The 22,984-nt window shown below is 45.5% G+C and carries 19 protein-coding genes; 16 read left to right on the top strand and 3 right to left on the bottom strand.

Translation table 11 applies throughout. The annotated features are described in order from the left end of the window. Positions 1-161 precede the first annotated feature (161 nt). The 3 genes from LAY57_RS01450 to map are packed head-to-tail and all read left to right on the top strand — an operon-like array spanning position 162 to position 5,750. Complete coding sequence (locus LAY57_RS01450; RefSeq protein ID WP_249064511.1) at positions 162-2,678, top strand: polysaccharide biosynthesis/export family protein; 2,517 nt, start codon at positions 162-164, stop codon at positions 2,676-2,678. A 60-nt stretch (positions 2,679-2,738) separates the two neighbouring features. Then, positions 2,739-4,949 (top strand): GumC family protein, encoded by a 2,211-nt coding sequence (locus tag LAY57_RS01445; protein ID WP_249064510.1) that lies wholly within the window; start codon positions 2,739-2,741, stop codon positions 4,947-4,949. 39 nt (positions 4,950-4,988) lie between these two features. Beyond that, positions 4,989-5,750, top strand: coding sequence for a type I methionyl aminopeptidase (gene map / locus LAY57_RS01440; protein ID WP_249064509.1), 762 nt, complete (start codon positions 4,989-4,991; stop codon positions 5,748-5,750). 889 nt (positions 5,751-6,639) lie between these two features. Here map and LAY57_RS01435 read toward each other — a convergent pair. Continuing rightward, the gene (locus LAY57_RS01435; protein WP_249064508.1) at positions 6,640-7,449 is read right to left on the bottom strand and encodes an SDR family NAD(P)-dependent oxidoreductase; all 810 of its coding nucleotides are present in this window, start codon (positions 7,447-7,449) and stop codon (positions 6,640-6,642) included. A gap of 207 nt (positions 7,450-7,656) precedes the next feature. On the opposite strand from LAY57_RS01435, the gene LAY57_RS01430 reads away from it, so the two are divergent. The 10 genes from LAY57_RS01430 to LAY57_RS01385 all read left to right on the top strand — a co-directional run bounded on the left by LAY57_RS01430 (position 7,657) and on the right by LAY57_RS01385 (position 17,174). Beyond that, entirely contained in the window at positions 7,657-7,824 is a 168-nt protein-coding gene (locus tag LAY57_RS01430) for a hypothetical protein (protein ID WP_249064507.1), read from the top strand. A gap of 345 nt (positions 7,825-8,169) precedes the next feature. Then, the gene (locus LAY57_RS01425) at positions 8,170-8,424 is read left to right on the top strand and encodes a DUF4212 domain-containing protein (RefSeq protein ID WP_249064506.1); all 255 of its coding nucleotides are present in this window, start codon (positions 8,170-8,172) and stop codon (positions 8,422-8,424) included. An 8-nt stretch (positions 8,425-8,432) separates the two neighbouring features. Continuing rightward, positions 8,433-10,106, top strand: coding sequence for a sodium:solute symporter family protein (locus LAY57_RS01420; RefSeq protein ID WP_249064505.1), 1,674 nt, complete (start codon positions 8,433-8,435; stop codon positions 10,104-10,106). A gap of 170 nt (positions 10,107-10,276) precedes the next feature. Further along, positions 10,277-11,221, top strand: a complete 945-nt coding sequence (locus LAY57_RS01415) for a bestrophin family protein (protein WP_249064504.1) — start codon at positions 10,277-10,279, stop codon at positions 11,219-11,221. Between the two features lie 16 nt (positions 11,222-11,237). Next, complete coding sequence (locus LAY57_RS01410; protein WP_249064503.1) at positions 11,238-13,001, top strand: WD40 repeat domain-containing protein; 1,764 nt, start codon at positions 11,238-11,240, stop codon at positions 12,999-13,001. A gap of 75 nt (positions 13,002-13,076) precedes the next feature. Continuing rightward, positions 13,077-13,397 carry a hypothetical protein gene (locus LAY57_RS01405; protein WP_249064502.1) on the top strand — a complete coding sequence of 107 codons (321 nt, stop codon included), beginning with the start codon at positions 13,077-13,079 and terminating at the stop codon, positions 13,395-13,397. Between the two features lie 61 nt (positions 13,398-13,458). Next, positions 13,459-13,653 carry a hypothetical protein gene (locus tag LAY57_RS01400; protein WP_249064501.1) on the top strand — a complete coding sequence of 65 codons (195 nt, stop codon included), beginning with the start codon at positions 13,459-13,461 and terminating at the stop codon, positions 13,651-13,653. Between the two features lie 141 nt (positions 13,654-13,794). Continuing rightward, the gene (locus LAY57_RS01395; protein WP_249064500.1) at positions 13,795-14,955 is read left to right on the top strand and encodes an AI-2E family transporter; all 1,161 of its coding nucleotides are present in this window, start codon (positions 13,795-13,797) and stop codon (positions 14,953-14,955) included. Positions 14,956-15,019: 64 nt separating this feature from the next. After that, positions 15,020-16,219, top strand: a complete 1,200-nt coding sequence (locus tag LAY57_RS01390; RefSeq protein ID WP_249064499.1) for a homocysteine biosynthesis protein — start codon at positions 15,020-15,022, stop codon at positions 16,217-16,219. Positions 16,220-16,328: 109 nt separating this feature from the next. Then, a complete protein-coding gene (locus LAY57_RS01385; protein WP_249064498.1) occupies positions 16,329-17,174 on the top strand; it encodes a Uma2 family endonuclease in 846 nt (281 codons plus the stop codon). Positions 17,175-17,296: 122 nt separating this feature from the next. Here the strand turns inward: LAY57_RS01385 and patR are convergent, their stop codons facing one another. Beyond that, positions 17,297-18,307 carry a heterocyst master regulator PatR gene (patR, locus tag LAY57_RS01380; protein ID WP_249064497.1) on the bottom strand — a complete coding sequence of 337 codons (1,011 nt, stop codon included), beginning with the start codon at positions 18,305-18,307 and terminating at the stop codon, positions 17,297-17,299. Between the two features lie 428 nt (positions 18,308-18,735). Here patR and LAY57_RS01375 point away from each other — a divergent pair, with 428 nt between their 5' ends. After that, a complete protein-coding gene (locus LAY57_RS01375; protein ID WP_249064496.1) occupies positions 18,736-19,428 on the top strand; it encodes a tetratricopeptide repeat protein in 693 nt (230 codons plus the stop codon). A 32-nt stretch (positions 19,429-19,460) separates the two neighbouring features. Beyond that, positions 19,461-20,459, top strand: a complete 999-nt coding sequence (locus tag LAY57_RS01370) for a tetratricopeptide repeat protein (protein WP_249064495.1) — start codon at positions 19,461-19,463, stop codon at positions 20,457-20,459. A gap of 314 nt (positions 20,460-20,773) precedes the next feature. On the opposite strand, the gene LAY57_RS01365 is transcribed toward LAY57_RS01370, so the two are convergent. After that, positions 20,774-21,391, bottom strand: coding sequence for a TMEM165/GDT1 family protein (locus tag LAY57_RS01365; protein WP_249064494.1), 618 nt, complete (start codon positions 21,389-21,391; stop codon positions 20,774-20,776). Between the two features lie 533 nt (positions 21,392-21,924). Here LAY57_RS01365 and LAY57_RS01360 point away from each other — a divergent pair. After that, a complete protein-coding gene (locus LAY57_RS01360) occupies positions 21,925-22,971 on the top strand; it encodes a PDDEXK nuclease domain-containing protein (protein WP_249064493.1) in 1,047 nt (348 codons plus the stop codon). Positions 22,972-22,984 lie beyond the last annotated feature (13 nt).

The raw sequence follows: 22,984 nt of genomic DNA, 5'->3' as shown, positions 1-22,984 counted from the left end.
CCGTAGTGGCAATTAAGAAAGTAACAGGTAAGCCGTGCGACGACAGGGAAAGCTTCCTGCCGATTTTGCTTTCCTATTGCAACGCCTGGTCAGAAGCAACCAATCCCTTCGTGAGTTAAGTTTAATAAATGAAGAGGAAAATATAAAAAAAAAAGTTGTGTATGTCCTATAGCGGTACTGCTAGAAAAATGGGTAGATCGGTTGTAAGTACGATGCTGTGTGGTGCGATCGCGATTTCTTTTGTGCTTCCGACTCAGGCGCAGCGACCCGGAACTACAGGACCTGCGCGATCGCTAGAGCCTGCGAGTCAGGAAGATGGTTACATATTGGGAGGAGGCGATCGCATCCGCATCGACAACGCCAAGCTACCCCAATACAGCGGTGAGTACGTGATTCCTGCTGGTGGTTCCCTATCCTTGCCTCTGGTTGGCAGCCTATCGATCGGGGGACTGACAATGCAACAGGCTACTAATGCCATTAACGCTGCCTACGGTCGCATTCTCAAACGTCCCCAAATCGGAGTGAGGCTGCTAGAACCTCGTCCCGTAATCATTGCCATCTCAGGAGAGGTCAATCGCCCCGGCTCTTATACAATACCCGTAATCGGTAGAGAAACCGGCATACGATATCCAACCATAACCCAAGTCATTCAGCAGGCCGAAGGAACTACCCCATCTGCCGACCTCCGTAGGATTCAGGTTCGCCGACAGCAAAGATCGGGTTCCCAAGTAATCAATGTCAATCTACAATCATTTTTGCAGGCAGGTACTTCGGGTCAAGACATCACTTTGCGGGATGGAGATACAATTTTTATCCCCACAGCAACCAATCTCACCTCCGCACAAGCAAATCAGTTAGCAACTGCCAGTGTGGCGACAGATCTAACTAAACCGCGCACGGTTACAGTGTCAGGGGAAGTCACTAATCCAGGTTCCTACGTTTTGGTTGGAGGGAACACCATACCCGATCGCAACGTCGGTGGAAGACCGACCGTGACTCGATCCATACAGCTAGCTGGGGGAACTACCTCAGCATCAGATCTTCGGCGGGTGCAGGTACGCCGACGCACTAAAGCAGGTGGAGAGCAACTATTTAATGTGAACTTGTGGCAATTGTTGCAAACAGGTGACTCCAGCCAAGACTTAATCGTGCAAGAGGGAGATAGTATTTTTATTCCCACCCTAACTAATATGACCCCCGCACAAGCAAACCAGCTAGCAACTGTTAGTTTGGCGACAGATATAGCTAAACCGCGAACTGTTACAGTACTGGGAGAAATTACTAATCCAGGCTCCTACGTCCTGGTAGGAGGCAACACAATTCCAGACAGAAACATTGGTGGGTTTCCCACGGTGACGCGAGCGATTCAATTAGCTGGGGGAACTACATCAGCATCGGATCTTCGCCGCGTTCAGGTACGCCGACTTACTAAAGCAGGTGGAGAGCAAATCTTTAATCTGGATCTGTTGCAATTTTTCCAAACAGGGAATTCCAATCAAGATTTAATCGTGCAAGAGGGAGATAGTATTTTTATTCCCACTCTAACTAATATCACCTCTGCACAAGCAAACCAGTTAGCAACTGTTAGTTTGGCAACAGATCTAACTAAACCCCGCACGGTTATAGTGGTGGGTGAAGTTACCAGTCCGGGTTCCTACGTGCTGGTTGGAGGGAACACAGTACCGGATAGAAACGTGGGCGGAAGACCGACGGTAACGCGAGCGATTCAGCTGGCTGGAGGAATTAGGCCAACATCCGATATTCGCCGCATTCAGGTACGCAGAACCACCAAAGCAGGTGGAGAACAAGTCTTTAATGTCAACCTCTGGGAATACTTACAAACGGGCGATGCTAGCCAAGATTTAATCGTCCAAGAGGGAGACACTATTTTTATCCCTACTGCTACGGAATTTAACCCCGTCGAAGCGAATCTATTAGCATCTGTTAACTTTGCCACAGATATAAATACACCCCGTACAGTGGCGGTAGTCGGCGAAGTAAATCGTCCGGGGGTTTACGCGATAATTGGAGGAATTACGGCAGAGTTTGATAGAAAAACAGGTGGACTGCCAACTCTAACAAGAGCGATCGAGCGGGCTGGAGGAATTACAACCTTGGCCGATCTTCGCAACATCGAGCTACGGCGAACTTCTAGGGGAGGGACTGAACAAAGTATTAATGTAAATCTATGGCAATTCTTGCAAGCAGGCACTTTCACTCAAGACTTAATTTTGCAAGATGGAGATACAATTTTTATCCCTACTGCTACCGATCTCAACCCGGCAGAAGTATCTCAATTAGCTGCATCTAGTTTTTCTCCCACTACTATTCAAGTTAGCGTAGTGGGAGAAGTTGTTAGACCTGGCAGAATAGAGGTGTCACCCGATACAACTTTGAATCAAGCTGTGCTGGTTGCTGGGGGATTTAACAGGAGTCGAGCTAAGAGGAATTCTGTGGAATTGATTCGCCTTAATCCAAACGGGACTGTTACTAAACGAACAGTGTCTATTAACTTCAATGAAGGAATTAACGAACAAACAAATCCTTTGTTGCGCGATAACGACATCATTGTTATAGGCCGTTCTGGACTTGCCAGAGTCACGGACACCTTAGACCTTCCATTAGGATCGGGATTGTCGTTGTTCAGAATTTTCGATTTTTTGCAAATTTTCAGATAATAAAGGAAGTAGAAGATTTTTTACGGTGTAAAATTACAGGTCAAAATATAAAGGTGCAAAATGGATACGAACCAATATTCCCAGTCGTCTTCGTCAAATCGTAATAGCAAGCATTTTCAATCATTGCCTCAAGTCTACGCAGGCCAGTCAGAATTAAGTGATGAAGATAAAGTTGTCAAAGAGTTAAATAGGCTTTTTGCAGCTGCACAGCGAAGAGCGATGTTAATTGTTGGAGTAACAATTGTAACGACTGTTGGAATAGGGTTTTTGCTCTGGAAGCGACCGCCAACTTATCAAGGAAAGTTTCATCTGTTAGTCGAACCCGTGACGATCGCTGAAAATAAATTGCTATCTGTAGTGACTAAAACTCTGGGGCAAACTAATTCAAGAACAGATTCGGGGTTAGATTACGAATCTCAGATACGGGTTTTGCAAAGTCCAAAAATAATGACGCCAATCGTAGAACAAATAAAAACCAAATATCCTGACGAGCTATCGAGCCAAATTGTGGGCGCATTAACTATCGAACGGATTATGAAAGAAGCGGAAGGTACTAGGATTTTAGAAATAAGTTACAAAGATAAAAATGCTGATAAAGTTCGGTTTATATTGGAACAAGTTGCTCAAGGCTATCTCAAGTACAGTCTGGAGGAGCGGCAAACAAATATTCGCAATGGCATAAATTTTATTGAGCAGCAGATTCCAGCGCTACAGCAACGAGTCGATACACTGCAAGGACAACTGCAAGATATGCGGAAGCAGTACAAATTGACAAATCCAGAAGTTGAGAGCAGGTCGTTATCTGAAGAGGCTCTGGATATTAAGACCAAGCGAGTAGAAATCCAAGAAAAGCTGGTTCAGAACAGAGTATTATACGCGACCTTACAAAAATTTTTCGATACAGGAAATCTCACTGCTGTTTTAAGTAATGAAGTTCAAACTTATGGAACTTTATTAAAACAAATCCATGAGTTAGAGAATCAAATCGCCCAAGCGTCAGCTCAATTTCAAGAAGACAGCGACAGTGTACAGGAACTTCGGGAGCAAGAAAATATTTTGCTGGCCCGATCGCGCAGAGAAGCTGTGAGTGTTCTGCAAAAGTTGAAGGGCAAAATCCAGGGACTAGAGGCGACACAGCTAATTATTAGCCAAGCTGAAAATCTTTTAGATCGACGAATTAACCAATATCCAGCAGCAGCTCGTCAGTACGCTGACCTGACGCGGGAGTTACAGGTTGCTACTGATTCTTTCACTCAGCTTGCATCCAAGCGAGACGCATTGAGAATAGATGCGGCTCAACAGGAAGTACCTTGGCAATTAATTACGCCTCCCCAACAACCTAAAAGAGAGCCCCTCAGTCGGAAAAATATAATTTTAATCGCGATTATGGGCTTAGCTTTGGGCATAGGGGCTGCTGTTTTAGTGGAAATTCTCAACAATGTCTTCTATACCCCCGATGATGTTGAAGAGGAAACTAAACTGCCTCTGCTAGCGGTGATTCCTTTCGCCAGGGAAGTGCGGAAATTGGCAAATAAACCTAAGCAACTGGCTGTTGTAGCAGCTGTAGCCAGTTTGACTCAACGTGCAAGCCGCTATCTTGCCATTGGTAATGGCGATCGCGAAGGGCGGTATATTGATTCTCCGATCGTAGAAGCATTCCGCTCTCTGTATACCAATATCCGCTTGCTGAGCCCTGATAAACCGATCCAATCTTTGGTGATAGGCTCCGCTACACCAGGAGATGGTAAATCTACAATTGCGGTATACCTGGCGCAGACAGCAGCTGCGATCGGTCAGCGGGTATTGTTGGTAGACGCCGATCTGCGCCGCCCCAAGATTCATCAAAAGTTGGGCTTACCGAACGTGCGGGGACTCAGCGAAGTTATTTCCACAGACATAGGATTGAATGAGGTGATTCAGCGATCGCCCGACCATGAAAATCTCTTCGTCCTCACCGCTGGTTCAATACCGCCAGACCCAATCAAGCAGCTTTCCTCTGAAAAGATGCGACATCTGATGGAGCAATTTCAAGCCTTTTTCGACATAGTTATTTATGACGCGCCGCCACTGGTGGGTCTGGCGGACGCCAACCTTTTAGCTGCCTATACAGATGGGCTTGTAATGGTTGTGGGACTGGAGAAGACCGATCGTTTCATGGCAATCAAGGCATTAGATGGATTAAATATTGCTGGCGCTGCTGTCTTGGGTGTGGTTGCTAATGGCGTTAAAGGTTACAAGACTAAAGTTTATAAGGCTTATCAGCGACATTAAGCATTCTAGAATACAAAGAAAGGAACAAAATAAAACAGCATGAAACGCGATATGGTCGAGCTTTTATCGGGCCGGGAGTTGGACAAAATGCGTCAAGCTGGGCGCTTGGCTGCCGAACTTCTCCTCCATCTGGAACCGATGATCGAACCGGGGGTAAGCACCCTGGAAATCAACGACGAGGCGGAACGCTGGACTAAGGCTCGTGGGGCCAAGAGCGCTCCGCTTGGCTATAAAGGATTTCCCAAATCTATCTGCACCAGCATCAACGAAGTGGTGTGCCACGGCATTCCTAATGCTAAGCAGATTCTTAAAGAGGGGGACATCATTAATATTGATGTGACGCCTCTTGTTGATGGTTATCACGGCGATACTTCTAAGACTTTTCTCGTCGGTACGCCTTCACCCAAGGCGAAAAAGCTGGTCGAGGTGACCTTAGAGTGCCTGATGCGGGGTATTGCAGAGGTCAAGCCGGGGGCACGGATCGGCGACATTGGTGCTGCTATTCAGGAATACGCTGAGTCGGAAGGCTTTTCAGTAGTGCGGAATTTTGCGGGACATGGTGTCCACCGCGTTTTTCACACTGCCCCTGAAGTCCTTCACTACGGTAAGCGAGGCACGGGGATGCGTCTAAAGCCGTGGATGGTTTTTACTATTGAACCGATGATTAATGAGGGCACATGGGAGGTGGAAATCCTGAAAGATGGGTGGACTGCTGTCACTAAGGATAGAAAGCTCTCTGCCCAGTTTGAGCATACTGTGGCTGTGACTGAGGCGGGGGTGGAGATCCTCACCCAACCCTGAGAAGATCTCAAAAGAGTTGCAGTAGTAGCAAGTCTGCAACTCTACGGGGAATGCGATCGCTTTATATGGGTGTATGTAATAGAAAATCCGGTTATGACAGACCCATACAGATTTACCAAATCCTCTTTGAGTAAAGGTTTCGGCGTTGATAGCAAGAGCTTTATTAAAGCATATTTGGTGTAAATTAATCTCAGCAACGTCACAAACTATCAATGTTTTTAATCAAAGATTAACTAAATGATAACCAATAATTGTAAATATTGATATTATGCATGATGTTATTGCAGTTAGTGCATAAAATGTCAATATTACGCCTTAAGATATATGACAAGTAATCTAAAATTAACAGAAGCTACATATATATAGTTAAAGGAAAAACTGAAATGAATACCGCAGTCCAAAAGTCCGTTAAGCCATCAGCTAGTGACAATAACGACAGTTTTAACTTTGACAGATGGGCTAGAGAAGTTAAACCCCAGCTGCTTGCAGCACTAAAAAAAAGAGCAGAAAAATCATCGAATTTTTGTACATAATTACTAAGCATATATACTTAGGGCACGAAAAATGACGTATACAGTTGGCTGTGTTGAAAGAGTTTTGAAAGCTGCTATTGATATAAGATGGTGGTAGGCAAAAACTTGACTTTAGCACTAACATAGCCTAATCGTTCTGTCAGCGTCGCTAGCAGCAACCAACATATTTCCCGATCGCGGCAATTAATCCCACGAATTTTCTTCGGTGGGATTAATTAGTTTTATTTTAGGTTATTTCTGGTTCTTACAGAGATGGGATGCTAATGTATTGTAAGATACCAAACTCCAATTATGAACCCAGAAAACCGAAACCTAATCTATAGCCCCCAACCCGTCAACGGGTTGGGGGGTGGGGTTCAAGCCTCCTTCAATCGTCGATAGCGTTTTCGTTTATCTTTGTCCAAGGGGGCAGCCATGAGCAAAACTCTATCGATTAGCCAAGGTGCAATCCGCTGACCCCACACGGCTAAATGACTTTGCCATCCGACTAAAATTTCCTGCGATTCGTTTTGCAACCCGTCGATCAGTGCCTTAGCCACTTTCTGGGGAGTTACAGGCACCACCCATCGAAACCACTGCAATTCTCGCACCATGTCAGTATCCGTTAAAGATGGCAGCAAAGCTATCACTTTGATATTGTGTTCAGCTAGTTCGCCGCGCAAAGCTTGGGTGAATCCCACTATGGCAAACTTGGTAGCTGAATAAGTCGCCATTGTCGGTGCGGCAATCTTACCCATCAAGCTAGAAACGTTAACAATTGTGCCTTCTCTTTGTGTTGCCATACGTCGCGCCACTAGACGAGTCATGGTGTACATTCCCATTAAATTAATGGTTATTTCTTGTTGTACATTTGGCAATGGAGACTTCAAGAAAGGCGATTGATGTGCAACTCCTGCACAATTAACAAGCAGATGAATTGGCCCGTAATCGCGCCAAGCTTGGGCGATCGCAATATTCACCTCTACCATTTGAGATAAATCTAACGCCAAAATCACGGTTTCTGTGCCATAAGCCTCGATTTCGGCAGCAACTTCCGCTAACCGCTGCCGATCGCGTGCTACCAATAACAAGCGTTTCGCTCCTTGTTGCGCTAATTCTACTGCGATCGCTCGTCCAATTCCACGCGAGGCTCCAGTAATTAGAGCCGTTTTTCCTTCTACGTTCATAAAAAACCTCCTAATTTGAGGTGTCACACCACTTTCAACCACCGAGTTTTAAAATTTTGCAGCAATATACTCGGCAGTTAATCAGACGAACTGTGACTCCTAATAGTTGCTTGAAATTTCAGACATTTCTCAGACATATTGCAGGGAAACAACACTTTGGTAGACGCATCTAAGAAATGTTTGCCGTGAGAATTTGGTAAAAAATTGATGGCACCGAGCCTACTGAAGGTAACGAAATCAAGTAGTCCTCAGCGCCGTCAAACCAGCAGCAAAGATATTTCTCAGTCGTCTTCCAGTCAGGTGAATGTAGAGCCGTCAGAGAGATATCTTTCTGGCAATTCTGGAATCAGAAAATCTGCCAAAAACCAACATTGATGCAGAGCATGGATGGCACGTCTCCTAGATACGAGCGTTTACCAGAAGCATAGCTATATGCACACCTTAACAACTAAATCAACGATCTGCAACATTCTTTAATAAACTTTGTGTAACATTTATTTACAAATATGAAAGCCGCTCTTCTTGACCCACAGCTATACTCACTTAGGATCTGGGGATAAGGCGGATAGCCTAACTTGTTTCACCCGCTACCTTTGAGCGGATGCAATTTTCCTAACTCGCTTAAAATAGTCTGGAAATTCGTTGATATTTTTAGGAACGCTACAAAGCTCATATACTCATAATCAGGTTAAATAAAAATATTCAAACGAAGGAAAAACAATGCAGCAAGATAAACGTCAGGCTTACTGGCGTGCGAACACAGCTTTAATCCGAAATCTCCTGATTGTCTGGGCGCTAGTTTCGATCGTCTTCAGCATCCTGCTAGTTGAACCATTAAACGCGATTCGTCTGGGTAGCGTTCCCCTGGGCTTTTGGATGGCCCAACAGGGTTCCATCTTCGTCTTCGTGGCGCTGATTTTCATCTACGCCGTGCAGATGGACAAGCTAGACCGCAAATACGATATCGATGAGTGAGAGGAATCATGTCTGTTGAAATTTGGACTATTTTATTTGTCAGTCTCTCTTTCATTGTGTATGCGTACATCGGTTGGCAGTCTCGCGTCAAAGGCAGTGCCGACTTTTTTGTAGCGGGAAGGGGGGTTCCCTCGATCGCCAACGGTGCTGCTACCGCCGCAGATTGGATGTCGGCAGCTTCGTTTATCTCAATGGCGGGGTTAATCTCGTTTCTGGGTTACGACGGATCGGTTTACCTGATGGGTTGGACTGGCGGCTACGTGCTGCTAGCGTTGCTGTTGGCACCGTATTTGCGGAAATTCGGCAAATACACCGTGCCTGACTTTGTAGGCGATCGCTATTATTCCAACATTGCTCGTTTGGTAGCAGTCGTCGCCGCCATTTTCGTCTCCATGACTTACGTCGCCGGACAGATGCGCGGTGTGGGAATTGTCTTCAGCCGCTTCCTACAAGTAGATGTCAACACTGGCGTGATTATCGGTATGGCGATCGTCGCCTTTTTCGCAGTCCTGGGAGGAATGAAAGGCATCACTTGGACGCAGGTAGCACAGTACGGTGTATTGATTGTTGCTTACTTGATTCCCGCGATCGCTATTTCAATCCTGCTCACCGGCAACCCAATCCCCCAGTTAGCCTTCACCTTCAGCGATATCATTCCTAAACTCAACCAAATTCAGGTCGATCTGGGTTTTCAGGAGTATACCAAACCCTTTGCCAACCAGTCGCAATTGGATGTTTTGTTTAGCACGATCGCACTCATGGTGGGAACTGCCGGACTGCCTCACATTATCGTGCGTTTTTATACTGTTCCTGACGTGCGTTCTGCAAGATACTCAGCTGGCTGGGCGTTGCTGTTCATCGCCATACTGTATACTACTGCGCCAGCCTTATCCAGTTTTGCCCGGTATAACCTGATCGACAGCTTACATAATAAAACGATCGAGGAGATCCAGCAACTTGACTGGGCGAAAAAGTGGGAAAAAACAAAGCTATTGACATTTGAAGATAAAAATGGCGATGGACGTATCCAGCTGACACCTGATAAGGCGAAGAGCGAAATTGTTATCGATCGCGATATCATCGTACTTTCGACACCAGAAGTAGCAAAACTCGCTCCTTGGGTAATCGCTTTGGTAGCTACGGGAGGACTGGCGGCGGCTTTGTCAACCGCATCGGGGTTGCTGTTGGTGATTTCCAGTTCGATCGCCCACGATATCTACTATCGCATTATCGATCCGGGAGCTTCAGAAACGAAACGGGTGATGGCGGGTCGGATTACGATCGGATTTGCGATCGCCATTGCAGGATACTTCGGCGTTAATCCCCCAGGTTTTGTAGCTCAAGTAGTCGCTTTTGCCTTTGGTTTAGCAGCAGCAAGCTTCTTTCCCATCATTATTCTGGGAATATTTGACAAACGCACAAACCGAGAAGGTGCGATCGCCGGAATGTTGGTAGGTCTAATTTTCACCATCTACTATATTGTAGGAGTCAAATTCTATGGGATGCAGCCCTGGTTTTTTGGCGTTTCCCCAGAGGGAATAGGCACTTTGGGTATGGCGATCAACTTCCTTGTCACTTTGGTTGTTTCTCGGCTAACTCCACCACCCCCACCGGAAATTCAGGAAATGGTCGAGATGCTACGCACGCCGGGAGAAAAAACACCGCCACAGACAATTCATTAATAACGCAACTTGCTAGTTAGAAAACTTTGAGAGCTAAAAACCCGGTTTATTGTGTTTGCCAGTCGCAGTTAATGATAAAATCACCCACACAGACCGGGATTTTACAATAACTAGCAACTTGCGTTATATCAGGTAAAAGTTCTAGGTTCGTTCCAACACTGAGAGGTAACATGAGTATGGGAAGACTACCTTGGTTTAAAGCTGTTTTCCAGTTACAAGGTTCAGTAGTTCCAGCAGTTTTACCACGCGTAATTGTGTGTGGAGTTTTTGGTTTGGTCATATCGATACTTCACTTGTCTGTATTTCATCTATATATGCCGACATTGGCTAGTGTCATTCCCAGTATCGTCTTAGGTTTATTATTGGTTTTTCGGACAAATACAGCTTACGAACGATTTTGGGACGGGCGCAAATTTTGGGGAAATATAGTCAATGCAGTGCGTAACTTAGCTCGTCAAATTTGGGTATCGGTTGAAGAACGAGAACCAAAGGATAAAAATGCCAAAATTTCAGTCCTGCGCTTACTGGTTGCTTTTGCAGTTGCTACAAAGCTGCATCTAAGGTCAGAGCCTATCAACAGCGATTTAGAAGGATTAATATCCCAGTCACGTTATCAAAAGCTCAAGAGTATGAACAATCCTCCTCTGGAAATAGCTTTCTGGATTGAAGATTACTTACAGGAGCAGTACGAACGAAACTGCGTTGATAGTTATCAACTGAATTCTCTGAAAGAGTTGCTAAATATTTTAGTAGATTGTTTAGGTGGCTGCGAACGGATTATCAAAACTCCAATTCCTCTAGCATATGCCATTCACCTCAAACAGCTATTATTACTTTATTGCTTTTCATTGCCATTTCAACTGGTAGATGATTTCGGTCTTTTTACTGGATTAATAGTATCTTTGGTAAGTTTCACTTTGTTAGGCGTTGAAGAAATTGCCCTGGAAATTGAAAATCCCTTTGGGCACGATCCCAACGACCTCCCCTTAGATGCAATTTGCGCCACTATGCAGCGCAATATTGAAGATTTAATCACCCTGGCTCCCAGTGTCAGAGATTGGAAGACGATCAAAATTGAGGATCTATCTGTCAAACCGGAAACATCAGAATTATGAACTCTAAATTAGCACGATGGACTGGACTACTCCCCTGAAATACCAACAAACTGACTTTGTTAAACGACTCAGCAAGCAAAAAGCTTTAGAGCCAAGTATGCTGAATTGTGAAATTAGAGGTTGCCACAGTGAAATGATGGTAATCTGGGGCGAACAGTTACAAAAAATTCTGGAAGTATGCCAGGAAGAAGCTGACCAACTCGTCGAAAATCTGCCACCTCAACCAGAGTTTAACCGCTTGATAGACTTTCAGGAACAATACCAGGATGAGGCATACGAATATCTAATCCGAGAGCAACAGGTTGAAGCGATTATGTCCGCTCGCCTGGAAAAACTGGTTAAAAAAGTTAAAATTGACTCGCATTCAAATATAGATCTGGATGATGAGGGAAACCTGCGTAATGAAAGTAAATTTACTTATACCCTGGCAGACTATCCCATAGTAAGCATTCAGGTTCACCTTTGTGACAACGAAAGTTTTAACAGCCTTAAAAAAGATAAAGTCCGGTGGTCAGTTAATCAGTCAGATCTGAATAATCATAAAGTTTTAATCTTTATGTGTTCTTTTGGGCTAGCTTTTTTTACCTCGCGGGGTACGAAAATCGAAACTATTTTGGCTGGGTTTTTGCCCACGGAACAGATTCAATTCAGCGGCCCTAAAACCTACCTAAAGCCAGGCGATTTGCTCTACGCAGGAGGTCTGCGCTGCTATTTAGAATCTTTAAATCCTGCCAATACCGCCCCAAAGGATCGGATCGTTATTCCCGAAACCATTCAAAATCTATCTTTGAATAATCCTCTCACTACAGTTGTTGGTGATTGGAGATGCTTTCATACCCTTACTGGTCATACAGCCCCAATTAATTCACTCGCCATCAACTTATCTGGGCAAATCCTCGCTAGTGGGAGTCGTGGGGAAATTCGGCTTTGGGATATGACGAGTGGTAAATCGATCGCAACTCTCTCAGAATATCCCTGGATTGACTCTTGGCAAGTCAATGAAGTGAACTCTCTCGCTTTTAGCGCGGATGGAACTCTGATTAGCGGCGGTGTGGACTCGACCATCAAGATTTGGCACATCGGTGCTAAAGACTTGATCGATATTTTGGATGACCATCAGGGTGCGGTGCGGTGCGTCGCTTTCAGTCCTAGCGGGCAAACCTTCGCCAGCGGTGGGGATGACCGGAAGATTCACTTGTGGAACCGCCTCAAGCGAGAGGCGTTTACCGCCCTTTCTTGGGGTGACAGCGTTCCCCATTCTCTGGCTTTTAGTCCCAACGGACAGCTACTAGCTAGTGGCAGTTACCGGAAAATCAAAGTGTGGCGTTTGGACGATGAGAATGTTTTGCCCTCTGGCAAGGCTAAATTGCTGTATACGATCGCAGCACATTCCCACATCGTTAGTGCTGTCGCTTTTAGTCCCATCATCCCCCCCACGCCCCTGAATCGGGAGGGCTTGGGGGGCGCAGGAGGCGTCTTAGTGAGTGCAAGTCGCGATCGCACCATTAAGCTATGGAACCTAGAAACCGGGGAAACAATTCGCACACTCAAAGGACATACTGGCCCTGTGTTTTCCGTCGCTATCAGTTCAAACGGTCAAACTCTAGCCAGCGCCAGTGAAGACAAAACTGTCAGACTTTGGCATTTGGAGACGGGAGAACTCCTCAGCACTTTTACTGGTCACGCCGAGCAAGTTAATGCCGTTGTTTTCAGCCCAGATGGACAGATTCTAGTAAGTGCCAGTCACGACAAAACTATCAAAATTTGGCAGCGCGGTTGAACTTGGTAAAAATTTTTCCACTTGATAAAATGGAATGTGGGAATACAAAGGAGAAAACAACTCCACGAGGAACGAATGGGAAATAAAGCCGAAAAAGATATCCGAGCCGCTGCTACTTCAAAAATATGGGGCATGGCTACAGGAATGCTAGCGATTTGTATTCCACTCTCAGCTATTACTAGAAGCGGTGCTATTTTGCCTTTAGCTGTAATCTCAGGAGCCACGATTGGCACTGTTGTTGTTTGGCGAGATTCCGAGCGTGGTAATAAAAGGAATGCAGAGTTAATAAATAACGCCAAAAAACTAGAGGAAAGAGTTGCTAATTTGGAGATAATTTGTAGTAACGAAGAATTAGATTTACGGAAGCGGCTTAAACAGCTTGAATCGAAAGGTTAGCTTAGAACAAGTTGACATATACCTGTCATAATGCCTATTGTCTTCTATCTTTATATCTGCAATGGCAAGTCAGGCCCAATTCATTTTGAAAGTGCTGATCTTCTCAGCTGCACTGTCAGTTTTAATCAAGTACGGTGGCCCGATCCTCAATATTACCCCAACCCCTAGCCTTGTGGTGGCGATCGTCTGTCTGCCGAGTGCGATCGTAGCTTTGGTACTCAGGGGAAGATCGTGGCAGCAGAAGCAGCAAAATTAAGCCTTGAGAGATTGTGGGAACAGTGCCGCTCATGTATGCTTGGTAAACCGAAATCAGCTAATCTAGCTGCATATAATTTTTTTTTTACCGAACGATCGGCATTTCCTCTCTAAATAGCCAGAACAACTGGGAGTCAGCACTGTGAATTTGGGTCAAACGCTCGGCCTATTAGTCTTAGCCATCTGTTTATATATTCTGTGGCAAATTCGGCAAGTCATCTTACTGGTGTTTGCCGCTGTTGTGTTAGCGACTGCCTTGAATCGACTGGCGCGGCGGCTGCAACAGTCAGGATTGAAGCGATTGTGGGCCGTACTGCTATCGATCGCCATCCTGCTAGCAGTTCTGTTTGGCTTTTTCTTGCTGATTGTGCCGCCGTTCGTCAATGAAGTTCAACAATTGATAGATTTGTTCCCCCAAGGGGTAAATCGCATCAATCAGTTGCTGAATCTCTTCAGAACTAACATCCCAAGCCAATTCAATCAGTATTTGCCCGATATTAACAACCTGATCCAACAGCTGCAACCCGTAGTCAATCAGCTTTTGGGTGGCTCAGTCGCTTTTTTCTCGAATACTCTGGGAGCTATCCTTAGCTTTTTACTGGTGCTGGTTTTGACACTGATGATGTTAGCCCAGCCCCAATCTTACCGCAAGACGTTTGTGCGGTTGTTTCCCTCCTTTTATCGGCGGCGGGTAGAAGGCATTTTAGATCAATGCGAAGTAGCGCTAGGTAGATGGATTATTGGCGCTCTGATTAGCATGAGCGTAGTTGCCTTTTTAAGCGTAATTGGCTTATCCGCTTTGGGGGTAAGGCTGGCGCTAGCCCAAGGGGTTTTGGCAGGATTATTAAACTTTATTCCCAATCTTGGCCCAACGTTGAGTGTGGTGTTACCGATGACGATCGCACTCTTGGATGCCCCCTGGAAATCTCTTGCCGTATTGATTCTTTACTTTATCATCCAGCAGTTTGAGAGTAGCCTCCTCACTCCCTACGTCATGGCTCAACAGGTGGCGCTGCTACCAGCGATCACGTTAATGTCCCAAGTTTTCTTCGCTACCTTCTTTGGCTTTTTAGGGCTGATTTTGGCTCTCCCCTTGACTGTAGTGGGCCAAGTATGGGTAAGAGAAGTGCTAATCGTAGATATTTTAGATCCGTGGCACAGCCGACGCGAAGCAGCCTTTGATGTAGCTGGCATTGATGAATCCCAAGAAGCAGCCGCAGCCGATCGAAAGGCTCCTATCTTGCCAGATGACGCTCCAAAAACTCAAGTACAATCCAGCGTTGAAGATGAAGATCCCAATTAGATTGCAATCCCTCTTTTTGCAGACAATTCACAACGCTATCCAAGATTTTTAATTTGGAATTTTTATGCGGACAATTGCCGAAATTAACGACAAAATCAGCCGTGAATCAGCGGTAGTCTGTACTGTCGAAGAATTAAAAGCACGAGTGGCACAAGTTGGCATCAGCCAAACCGCTAAAGAAGTCGATGTCATCACCACAGGCTGTTTTGAGCCGATGGAATCTTCGGGAGCAATAATTAACTTAGGACATACCGATCCGCCGATTAAAATTCGCTCCTGCTGGTTAGATGGAGTCTTAGCTTATTCTGGATTTGGGGCAGTAGATTTGTATTTGGGAGCGACTCAAAGCGTCGATTACCCCACCACCCTAGAAGCAGTCGATGATTCAGAATCCAAAGAACGGGGAGGCGGTCATGTAATTGAAGACTTAATTGCCGGAAAACCAGTGCAATTGCGAGCGACCGGACAGGCAACAGATTGCTATCCTCGTGCATCTTTTGAGACAACCATAACCCGCGATACAATCAACCAATTTTATCTCTACAATCCCCGCAATTTATATCAAAATTTTATCGTGGGAGTGAATGGAGGCGATCGGCCCTTATATACCCACCTCGGCCCTTTACAACCGCAACTTGCCAACGCCGTTTACTCCAACCCCGGTGCCATTTCTCCCCTCTTCAACGACCCTAACCTAGAACTAATCGGCATTGGCACTCGCATTTTCTTAGGCGGTGGCATCGGTTACGTAGCTTGGGAAGGCACCCAACACTTTCCATTACAAAAACGCCTGCCAAATCAGACACCAATAGGCCCCGCTGCCACCCTCGCCTTAATTGGAGATGCCAAACAGATGAACCGTCGTTGGGTACGCGGTTGTTACTTCAAAAATTACGGCCCTTCCTTAATGCTTGGTGTCGGTGTGCCGCTACCTGTTTTACATGAGGAAGTAGTAGAAAAATGTGCTGTAGCAGACAAAGATTTAGTAGCGCCAGTGGTGGATTTTTCCATTCCCCGGCGCGTGCGCCCCACCTTTGGTTTGGTAAGCTACGCTCAGCTAAAATCCGGTCGCATTACTATTGAAGGAAAACAAGTTAGAGTTGCCCCTCTTGCCAGTATATATCTGTCACGGCAAGTAGCCTTAGAGTTGAAACAGTGGATTGAAGAAGGGAAATTTACCCTTACCGAAAGAGTTGCCCCCATTCCAATGGATCGATCTTTTTTACCACAAGACCGATGGGGCGCGACTATTGCTTTAGAGTGAAAAGGGCTAGAAAAGTCAAAAGTTAAAAGTCAAAAGAAAAAAAGAGGCTAGGGGTAGAGGGCCGATCGCAAGTTTATGATAAGATCGGAATAATGATGGCGTAAAAATCATGGTTAATACTTCTAATCAACACCGATTACTAACCGCCGAAGAACTCCCCCACTCTGACGATACTCCTGTGGATAACGAGCTTCAAAACTTTATTCCCAATCTACTTTTAAACATCCTACTTGATATCTGGAGTGCCCGTCCTGATTGGTTCTTTGGTGTAGATATGGCGGTTTACCACGACCAGAAAAAACCAGCGATTGTCCCCGATGGATTCCTAGCAGTAGGAGTACCAAGATACACAGGTGATGGTGGTCGCCTCAGTTATTTGTTCTGGCAAGAAAACAATGTTGTACCGCTCCTAGTAATAGAAGTAGTTTCTCATAAATACAACGGTGAGTATGAGGATAAATTAGAAAGCTATCAACAGTTAGGCGTTCTCTACTACGTGGTTTACAATTTGTTCGCAGGTCGAAGAGGAAGGCATAAAAATAGGCAACCGCTCGAAGTCTATAAGTTAGTGAATAATAAATACGAGTTACTGACCGGAAATCCGGTCTGGATGCCCGAAATTGAATTAGGAATTGGGTGTGAATCCCACAACTATGCTGACTGGGAGAGAGAATGGGTATTCTGGTATGACGAGAATGGTCACAGGTTCTTGACTGAAAGAGAGAAAATTGCTACCGCCGAAGCAGCAATGCTGCAAATGTCGCAGGAAAAGGAACAGGAACGTCAAGCTAAAGAGCAAGAACGTCAAGCTAAAGAGCAGGAACGTCAAGCTAAAGAGCAAGAACGTCAAGCTAAAGAGCAGGAACGTCAAGCTAAAGAGCAGGAACGTCAAGCTAAAGAAAAACTGGCTGCATACCTTAGAGCGATCGGTATTAATCCTGACGATATCACTTAAACTCAAAAATTAGGGAAGGTTTCCCTAGAAGCGATCGCATCTTAAATCCCAAAGTAAAAAGACAAAACTCAAAAGGCAAAAGAAAGAAAATTATTTTTACTTTTGCCTTTTGATTTTTGTTTTTATTCCCCATTACTCGGTTGCGGGCGCTTAGTAGGTCGGGGAATTGGCTTCTCAGGCGGTTTACCCCCCGTAACTGCTGGACGGTTACCAGTGTGGGGGGGTTGCCACGGCTTTTTACCACCCGGTCGTCCGCCTCCTTTAAACGGCTTTCTCGGCTTTTTCGGGCTCAAGACTGCGATCTCTTTTGCCTCCTTAATCAGGAGATTGTTAGCCTGTCGCTGGATATGAAATTCCCAGAAGTAGCCCACAGCTTTTTTTTGTAAAACACCGTTAAGTGTCAGCTTGAAAAATTTAGGCTTTTCCTCGTCCTTGCGTGCTGCTTGCCTAATCTTGACGACGATCTTTTCCTCGTCTAGAGATTGATAAACTACTTCGCCGCGAATGGAAAAATAACCATCTTCAACAGCTAGACTTTGAGGTTCTATATCCTTGGGACTCGATGTCTCAGTTGGTTCAGTTGCCTCTTCATCGGTGGAAGACAAAGTTTTGTCAAGTTTTTCTGGCTCCCAAACGCCAACAATTTGGACGTGGAGGGCATCGTCGTTTAGTCGCGTCCGTGGATAGACAACCCACAGGTGTTCGCTTTCTAAATCCAGGTGATTTTTGACCAGACTCATAATGCGACCTAATAACACGGCATCGATCGCATGATCGTCGCTCGCCAGCAAGGCCCCCCGCGTGAATTGATCTGCACTGGGGAAGTATTTCCCCCGCACCAAGCCAATGGCCCGGTACTGCATCGGTTCGCTAGGTGGCGGAATGGGTTCTTGCCGTCGATCGCTATCCCTTGCGGGCGACTCTGCCACACCAGCAGTGTGGGCATCGCTACCCCCTGGTGTGGGGGCATTAGCCGCAGGGGCAGGGGCAGGAGAAGTAGCTGCAGGGGCAGGGGTAGGAGGGGTAGTTACAGCGGGCCTGGGCGGATTGGGCCGACGAATGACCGGCTCGCCGGTCTGAACTTGGTCAGAACCGCTAGAAGACTGGGGGAACTGATTCGGAGAGGGACTCATAAGAACTCCTTGCAGCGGAGACGCACTTTTTCTGGCTTCTCGTAAGAGATAGGTACAAACTAGACTTGGGCGAAAAATGCCCGGTTTGGAACTAAGACTATTTGCCAATAGCTTGTATCAGCCATAAGCCAAAACCTCTATCTTCTACTCTATTCGCTCTCGCGTTCCTTGGGAGTTCACAGGTTGCGAACATCGCCGACATAGACTGTCGTTACAGGTGTACTGCCGTTGGCGATCGCGGAGTGATGATTAAATCAGCCAGCCTATTGTACTGAATGCAATCGATTTAAGCTGCAATCCGCAAAGTTTCTGTAAATTTAGGCTCTAGAACATGGAAAATTGGGCAAAAAGGCATGGAGAATTGTCTTTTTTTCCTATTCCCTATTCCCCAGATGGTTGATAATACGATCAGAGTTCAAAAAATTAGTGTGTCTCAAAAGCGCGGTCGCTGGATAATTAATGGGCTGTTGATCCTGGCAGTCTTTGCCTTTGTGGGATTTTCGTTCCTTCCCATTTTGGGTGAAGTTTTTAAGGAAGACCAACCGTCTGTTAGCCAAACAGCGCCATCGGTTCAAGCTCAAGCCACGGCTATACAACAGGATCTGCAAGCTAGGGCTAAGGGTTACGAGTTGGTTTTGCAGCGGGAGCCAGATAATCAGACGGCTCTCAGGGGATTGCTGTCTGCTCGCCAACAGCTAGCTCAGCTGGGATTGGGTGACATCAAGGATACGATTCCACCCCTGGAAAAACTGGCGAAGCTCAATCCTGATGATTTTGCGGCGCAGTTGGATTTGGGAAGCGTTTATGCTCAGCAGCAGCGCTACGATGATGCGATCGCCGTTTTCGATCGGGCCATTAAAACCAACAAAGAAGACTATCGACTATTGCTAGCCAAGGGTATTGTGCTGCAAGAACAAGGCAAAACCGCAGAAGCCAAGTCTCTGTTTGCCTCAGCAGCAGACCTAGCTCCACCTGAGTTAAAAGAGCAAGTCAAGGCTCAAATTAAGCAGCTAGAAACTCGAACGCCAGCCCAAACGAGTCCCTCAACTAACTCTCCACCGACAAATAGCCCAGCTGCACCAGCTGCACCCGCGATCGAATCTGACCCCAATAAAAATTAGGAACGCTTGGCAATAGGGAATAAGGGTTGATAATGTCATTAGTTAGAGTTCAAAGCAGTCCTGTGTCCCAAAAGCGAGTTCGCAAATCGTCTGGCGAAGCCAAGCAGCGCTGGTTAATTAGTGCCGTGGTGCTACTGGTATTCATTGCCATTGGAGGATTTTTGCTTGGGAGGTCTTCGCTTTTTCCCTTCTTGAGTAAAACTTTCCAGCAAGAACAACCCTCTGGTGGAACAACAGCAGCACCTGCTGTTGAGTCAAACAAAGCAAAGCAAGCAGAACTGGAAACCCAGGCTAAGGGTTACGAACTGGTTTTGCAGCGCAAACCAGAGGATCGAACGGCACTGCAAGGACTGATCGATACGAGACTAGAATTGGTTAGGCTGGGAGTGGGCAGTCTCAAGGATACGATCGAACCCTTAGAAAAACTGGCTAAACTGAATCCAGAACAAACGGAATATGCCGTTCTCTTAGCCCAAACTAAGCAGCAAATGGGCGATCTTGAGGGTGCAGCCACAGTTTATCGCTCGATTTTGGAGTCTAAACCAGCCGACCTCAATGCTTTGGACGGACTCGTGAACTTGCTTTTAGATCAACAACGCCCGGAAGCGGCCATTGGATTATTGCAAGATACGCTGGATAATGCGTCTAAGCTCAATCAAATTAAACCGGGCACTATAGATGAAGTTTCTGTACGGTTGATGTCGGGACGAGTTTACGCCGAACAGCAACGCTACGACGAAGCGATCGCAGCCTACGATAAAGCTATCAAAGGCGACAAAGACGATTTTCGCCCAGTCTTAGCCAAGGCTATTGTGCTGCGACAACAAGGTAAAAATGACGAAGCTCAACCCCTGTTCTCTTCAGCTGCGTTATTAGCCCCAGCCAAGTATAAAGACCAAATCAATCAGATCGCATCTGCATCCCCAGCAGCCGAAGAGTCCCCCGATAGCAACCCAGACACCAACAGCGCCGAACCCGAAGAGTCACCTAATAGTAGCCCCGACGCCAATAACGGCGACCAGCAGAATTAGTTAAAAAGGCAAAAGTCAATAGATTTTGGATTTTGGATTTTGGATGAGAGGATTTCGACTTGTGATCTCATGTCCTTACGCATCGTTTATCTAAAAAATGCGTGTGATTATTCTTATCTGTGTTCATCTGTGTTCATCTGTCTTCATCTGTGGTTAAAATTTAACCCTCGATTCCAACAGACAATTTGACGATCTCACTCATGTACTAATGATGCAACCCGACACGATATGACTTGTGACTTGTGACTTTTGACCAATAAATTATTGGTTACAAGCCCAAAATTAATCCGTGGGTTCAATCTAAAATCTAAAATCTAATGACCTTCTACCCATGCTAATACTCCAAAGATCAGAAATAACAATCCTCCCAGCGCAGTCATGGTACGCTCAGAAATTCGTTTTGCTATCAAGCGTCCCCCAATAACTGCGATCGCAGCACAAATCCCATGACCTAAAATGGCACCTGCGGTCACTCCCGCCGGATTGTAGGATGCAGCTAAGGTGATGGTGGCAAATTGGGTCCGATCGCCCCACTCCGCCACAAACGTCATCATAAAAGCTTTTAGTACGATCCCAAAATTGCTTCTGTAACACGGCATTTTTAACTCAGCTTCCTTAACTGCCGCTAGCGCTTCTTCTGCTTCCTCGCATTCAGCCTTAGCTGACATTTTACTGGCGTCATACAATAACTTCAGCCCAAAGCCAACAAACAAAGCAATTTCGGCGTAAGAAACATACTGCTTGGGTAGAAGAGATGCCGCTTGTCCCACTAAAACAGACAATACCGTCATTGCTGCTAAAGCTGCGATCGCACCCACAAATACCAGCCTTCTGGAATGCCGCATCGCCAATATCGCGGCAATAAAAAAGGTTTTATCCCCTAATTCCGAAACTGTTATTAGTAATAAACCGGCTGTAAAAGCTGTCAGCATCCTCTCAAGCTCCTCTGGTATTTTCTCTTCCTGAGTGAGCTTGATGAGGGTAAAGACACTTCACCAAGCTTCACATCAGATGTGAAGTTAGTGAAAGTCTCGCTTGCAAGTTTTTTATACTTTTACCTAACCTTTAGGCAGAAGTTTTGATAAACTTGTCACCTGAACCAGGCTCATCGCCAGTATGTTGATTCAGATGGGCTAGCTAAATGGTTGGCTAGCAGCTACTCCCTTTCGTACAAGAGTAATTATACCTCTATCTTATGGGAGAAGACAAGGGGCTATTTTATCATTATTTATTCATTTTTTGGCTCTACTGGAGATTTAATCAGACAATTTACAGAGGTGTGAAGAAAGAGCGATCGCACTCCCAATCCTCTCCAAGCCAGTAAAATTCACCCTTTTCCCTTACTTCCGACTCCTGGGGACTGGGTGCGATCGGCTGACGGGGTTGTGAAAAAATGCTAAAAAGGTATGCAGTGATGCAGTGGATAGGCGGATAATTGCTTATCAGTCATAAATGCGATCTGGCTATGGCGAACAGTTTATCACTTCCAGAAGACTATAATGATTTTCTGCGGGAATTGAAAGAACGTATCCGCAATGCTCAAGTACGGGCAGCACTTTCTATTAACCACGAATTAGTATTACTTTATTGGCAAATTGGACAAGATATTTTAAATCGGCAACAGCAACAAGGATGGGGTGGTAAAGTTATAGAGCATTTGGCGACTGACTTGCGAAAAGCTTTTCCTGGAATGAAGGGTTTCTCATCTCGCAATCTCAAGTATATGAGGAGTTTTGCCGAAACTTACCCCGATTTTGAATTTGTGCAACAGGTTGTTGCACAAATTCCTTGGGGGCATAATGTCCGCATTTTGGATACTGTGAAAGATCCGGTTGAGCGCGAGTGGTATATTCGTCAAACTATCGAGCAAGGATGGAGTCGAAATGTATTAGTCCATCAAATCGAAAGTGGGCTATATCGGCGGCAAGGAAAAGCGGATACTAACTTCTCTCGTACTCTTCCAAACCCACAATCTGAAATCGCTCAACAGTTATTGAAAGACCCTTATAACTTTGATTTTATCAGTTTAGGAAAAGAAGCGCAAGAGCGAGAATTAGAGAAGGCTTTAATCGAACGCATCCGCGATTTTTTGCTGGAATTGGGGGTAGGATTTGCTTTTGTAGGCAGTCAGTATCATCTGGAGGTTGAAGGGGAAGATTTTTATATTGATTTATTGTTTTATCATTTACGTTTGCGTTGTTTTGTGGTAATTGATTTGAAGGTAGAAGCGTTTAAACCAGAGTTTTCGGGGAAAATGAGTTTCTATGTTTCTGCTGTAGATGATTTACTGAGACACCGGGATGATATGCCCACTATTGGGATGATTTTATGTAAGAATAAAAAGCAGAAAATTGTCGAATATGCTTTGCGGGATATGAATAAGCCGATCGGGGTTTCTACTTATCAATTGCGAGAGGCTTTACCGGAGCAGTTACAGGGCAGTTTGCCGACTATTGAGCAGTTAAAAGCTGAGTTAGAAGCAGTGGATGTAGAAATTGAGGAGGAGTTATGACGCAGACAATAGA

The organism is Argonema antarcticum A004/B2, assembly GCF_023333585.1.
Lineage (GTDB): Bacteria > Cyanobacteriota > Cyanobacteriia > Cyanobacteriales > Aerosakkonemataceae > Argonema > Argonema antarcticum.
Note: the sequence above shows the minus strand (reverse complement) of the source record. Positions and strands in the feature narration are given on the sequence as shown.

Coding starts and splice junctions, on each gene's coding strand:
- LAY57_RS01450 (WP_249064511.1), top strand. CDS start 162: ATGTCCTATAGCGGTACTGCTAGAAAAATGGGTAGATCGGTTGTAAGT.
- LAY57_RS01445 (WP_249064510.1), top strand. CDS start 2,739: ATGGATACGAACCAATATTCCCAGTCGTCTTCGTCAAATCGTAATAGC.
- map (WP_249064509.1), top strand. CDS start 4,989: ATGAAACGCGATATGGTCGAGCTTTTATCGGGCCGGGAGTTGGACAAA.
- LAY57_RS01435 (WP_249064508.1), bottom strand. CDS start 7,449: ATGAACGTAGAAGGAAAAACGGCTCTAATTACTGGAGCCTCGCGTGGA.
- LAY57_RS01430 (WP_249064507.1), top strand. CDS start 7,657: ATGGCACCGAGCCTACTGAAGGTAACGAAATCAAGTAGTCCTCAGCGC.
- LAY57_RS01425 (WP_249064506.1), top strand. CDS start 8,170: ATGCAGCAAGATAAACGTCAGGCTTACTGGCGTGCGAACACAGCTTTA.
- LAY57_RS01420 (WP_249064505.1), top strand. CDS start 8,433: ATGTCTGTTGAAATTTGGACTATTTTATTTGTCAGTCTCTCTTTCATT.
- LAY57_RS01415 (WP_249064504.1), top strand. CDS start 10,277: ATGAGTATGGGAAGACTACCTTGGTTTAAAGCTGTTTTCCAGTTACAA.
- LAY57_RS01410 (WP_249064503.1), top strand. CDS start 11,238: ATGGACTGGACTACTCCCCTGAAATACCAACAAACTGACTTTGTTAAA.
- LAY57_RS01405 (WP_249064502.1), top strand. CDS start 13,077: ATGGGAAATAAAGCCGAAAAAGATATCCGAGCCGCTGCTACTTCAAAA.
- LAY57_RS01400 (WP_249064501.1), top strand. CDS start 13,459: ATGGCAAGTCAGGCCCAATTCATTTTGAAAGTGCTGATCTTCTCAGCT.
- LAY57_RS01390 (WP_249064499.1), top strand. CDS start 15,020: ATGCGGACAATTGCCGAAATTAACGACAAAATCAGCCGTGAATCAGCG.
- LAY57_RS01385 (WP_249064498.1), top strand. CDS start 16,329: ATGGTTAATACTTCTAATCAACACCGATTACTAACCGCCGAAGAACTC.
- patR (WP_249064497.1), bottom strand. CDS start 18,307: ATGAGTCCCTCTCCGAATCAGTTCCCCCAGTCTTCTAGCGGTTCTGAC.
- LAY57_RS01370 (WP_249064495.1), top strand. CDS start 19,461: ATGTCATTAGTTAGAGTTCAAAGCAGTCCTGTGTCCCAAAAGCGAGTT.
- LAY57_RS01365 (WP_249064494.1), bottom strand. CDS start 21,391: ATGCTGACAGCTTTTACAGCCGGTTTATTACTAATAACAGTTTCGGAA.
- LAY57_RS01360 (WP_249064493.1), top strand. CDS start 21,925: ATGGCGAACAGTTTATCACTTCCAGAAGACTATAATGATTTTCTGCGG.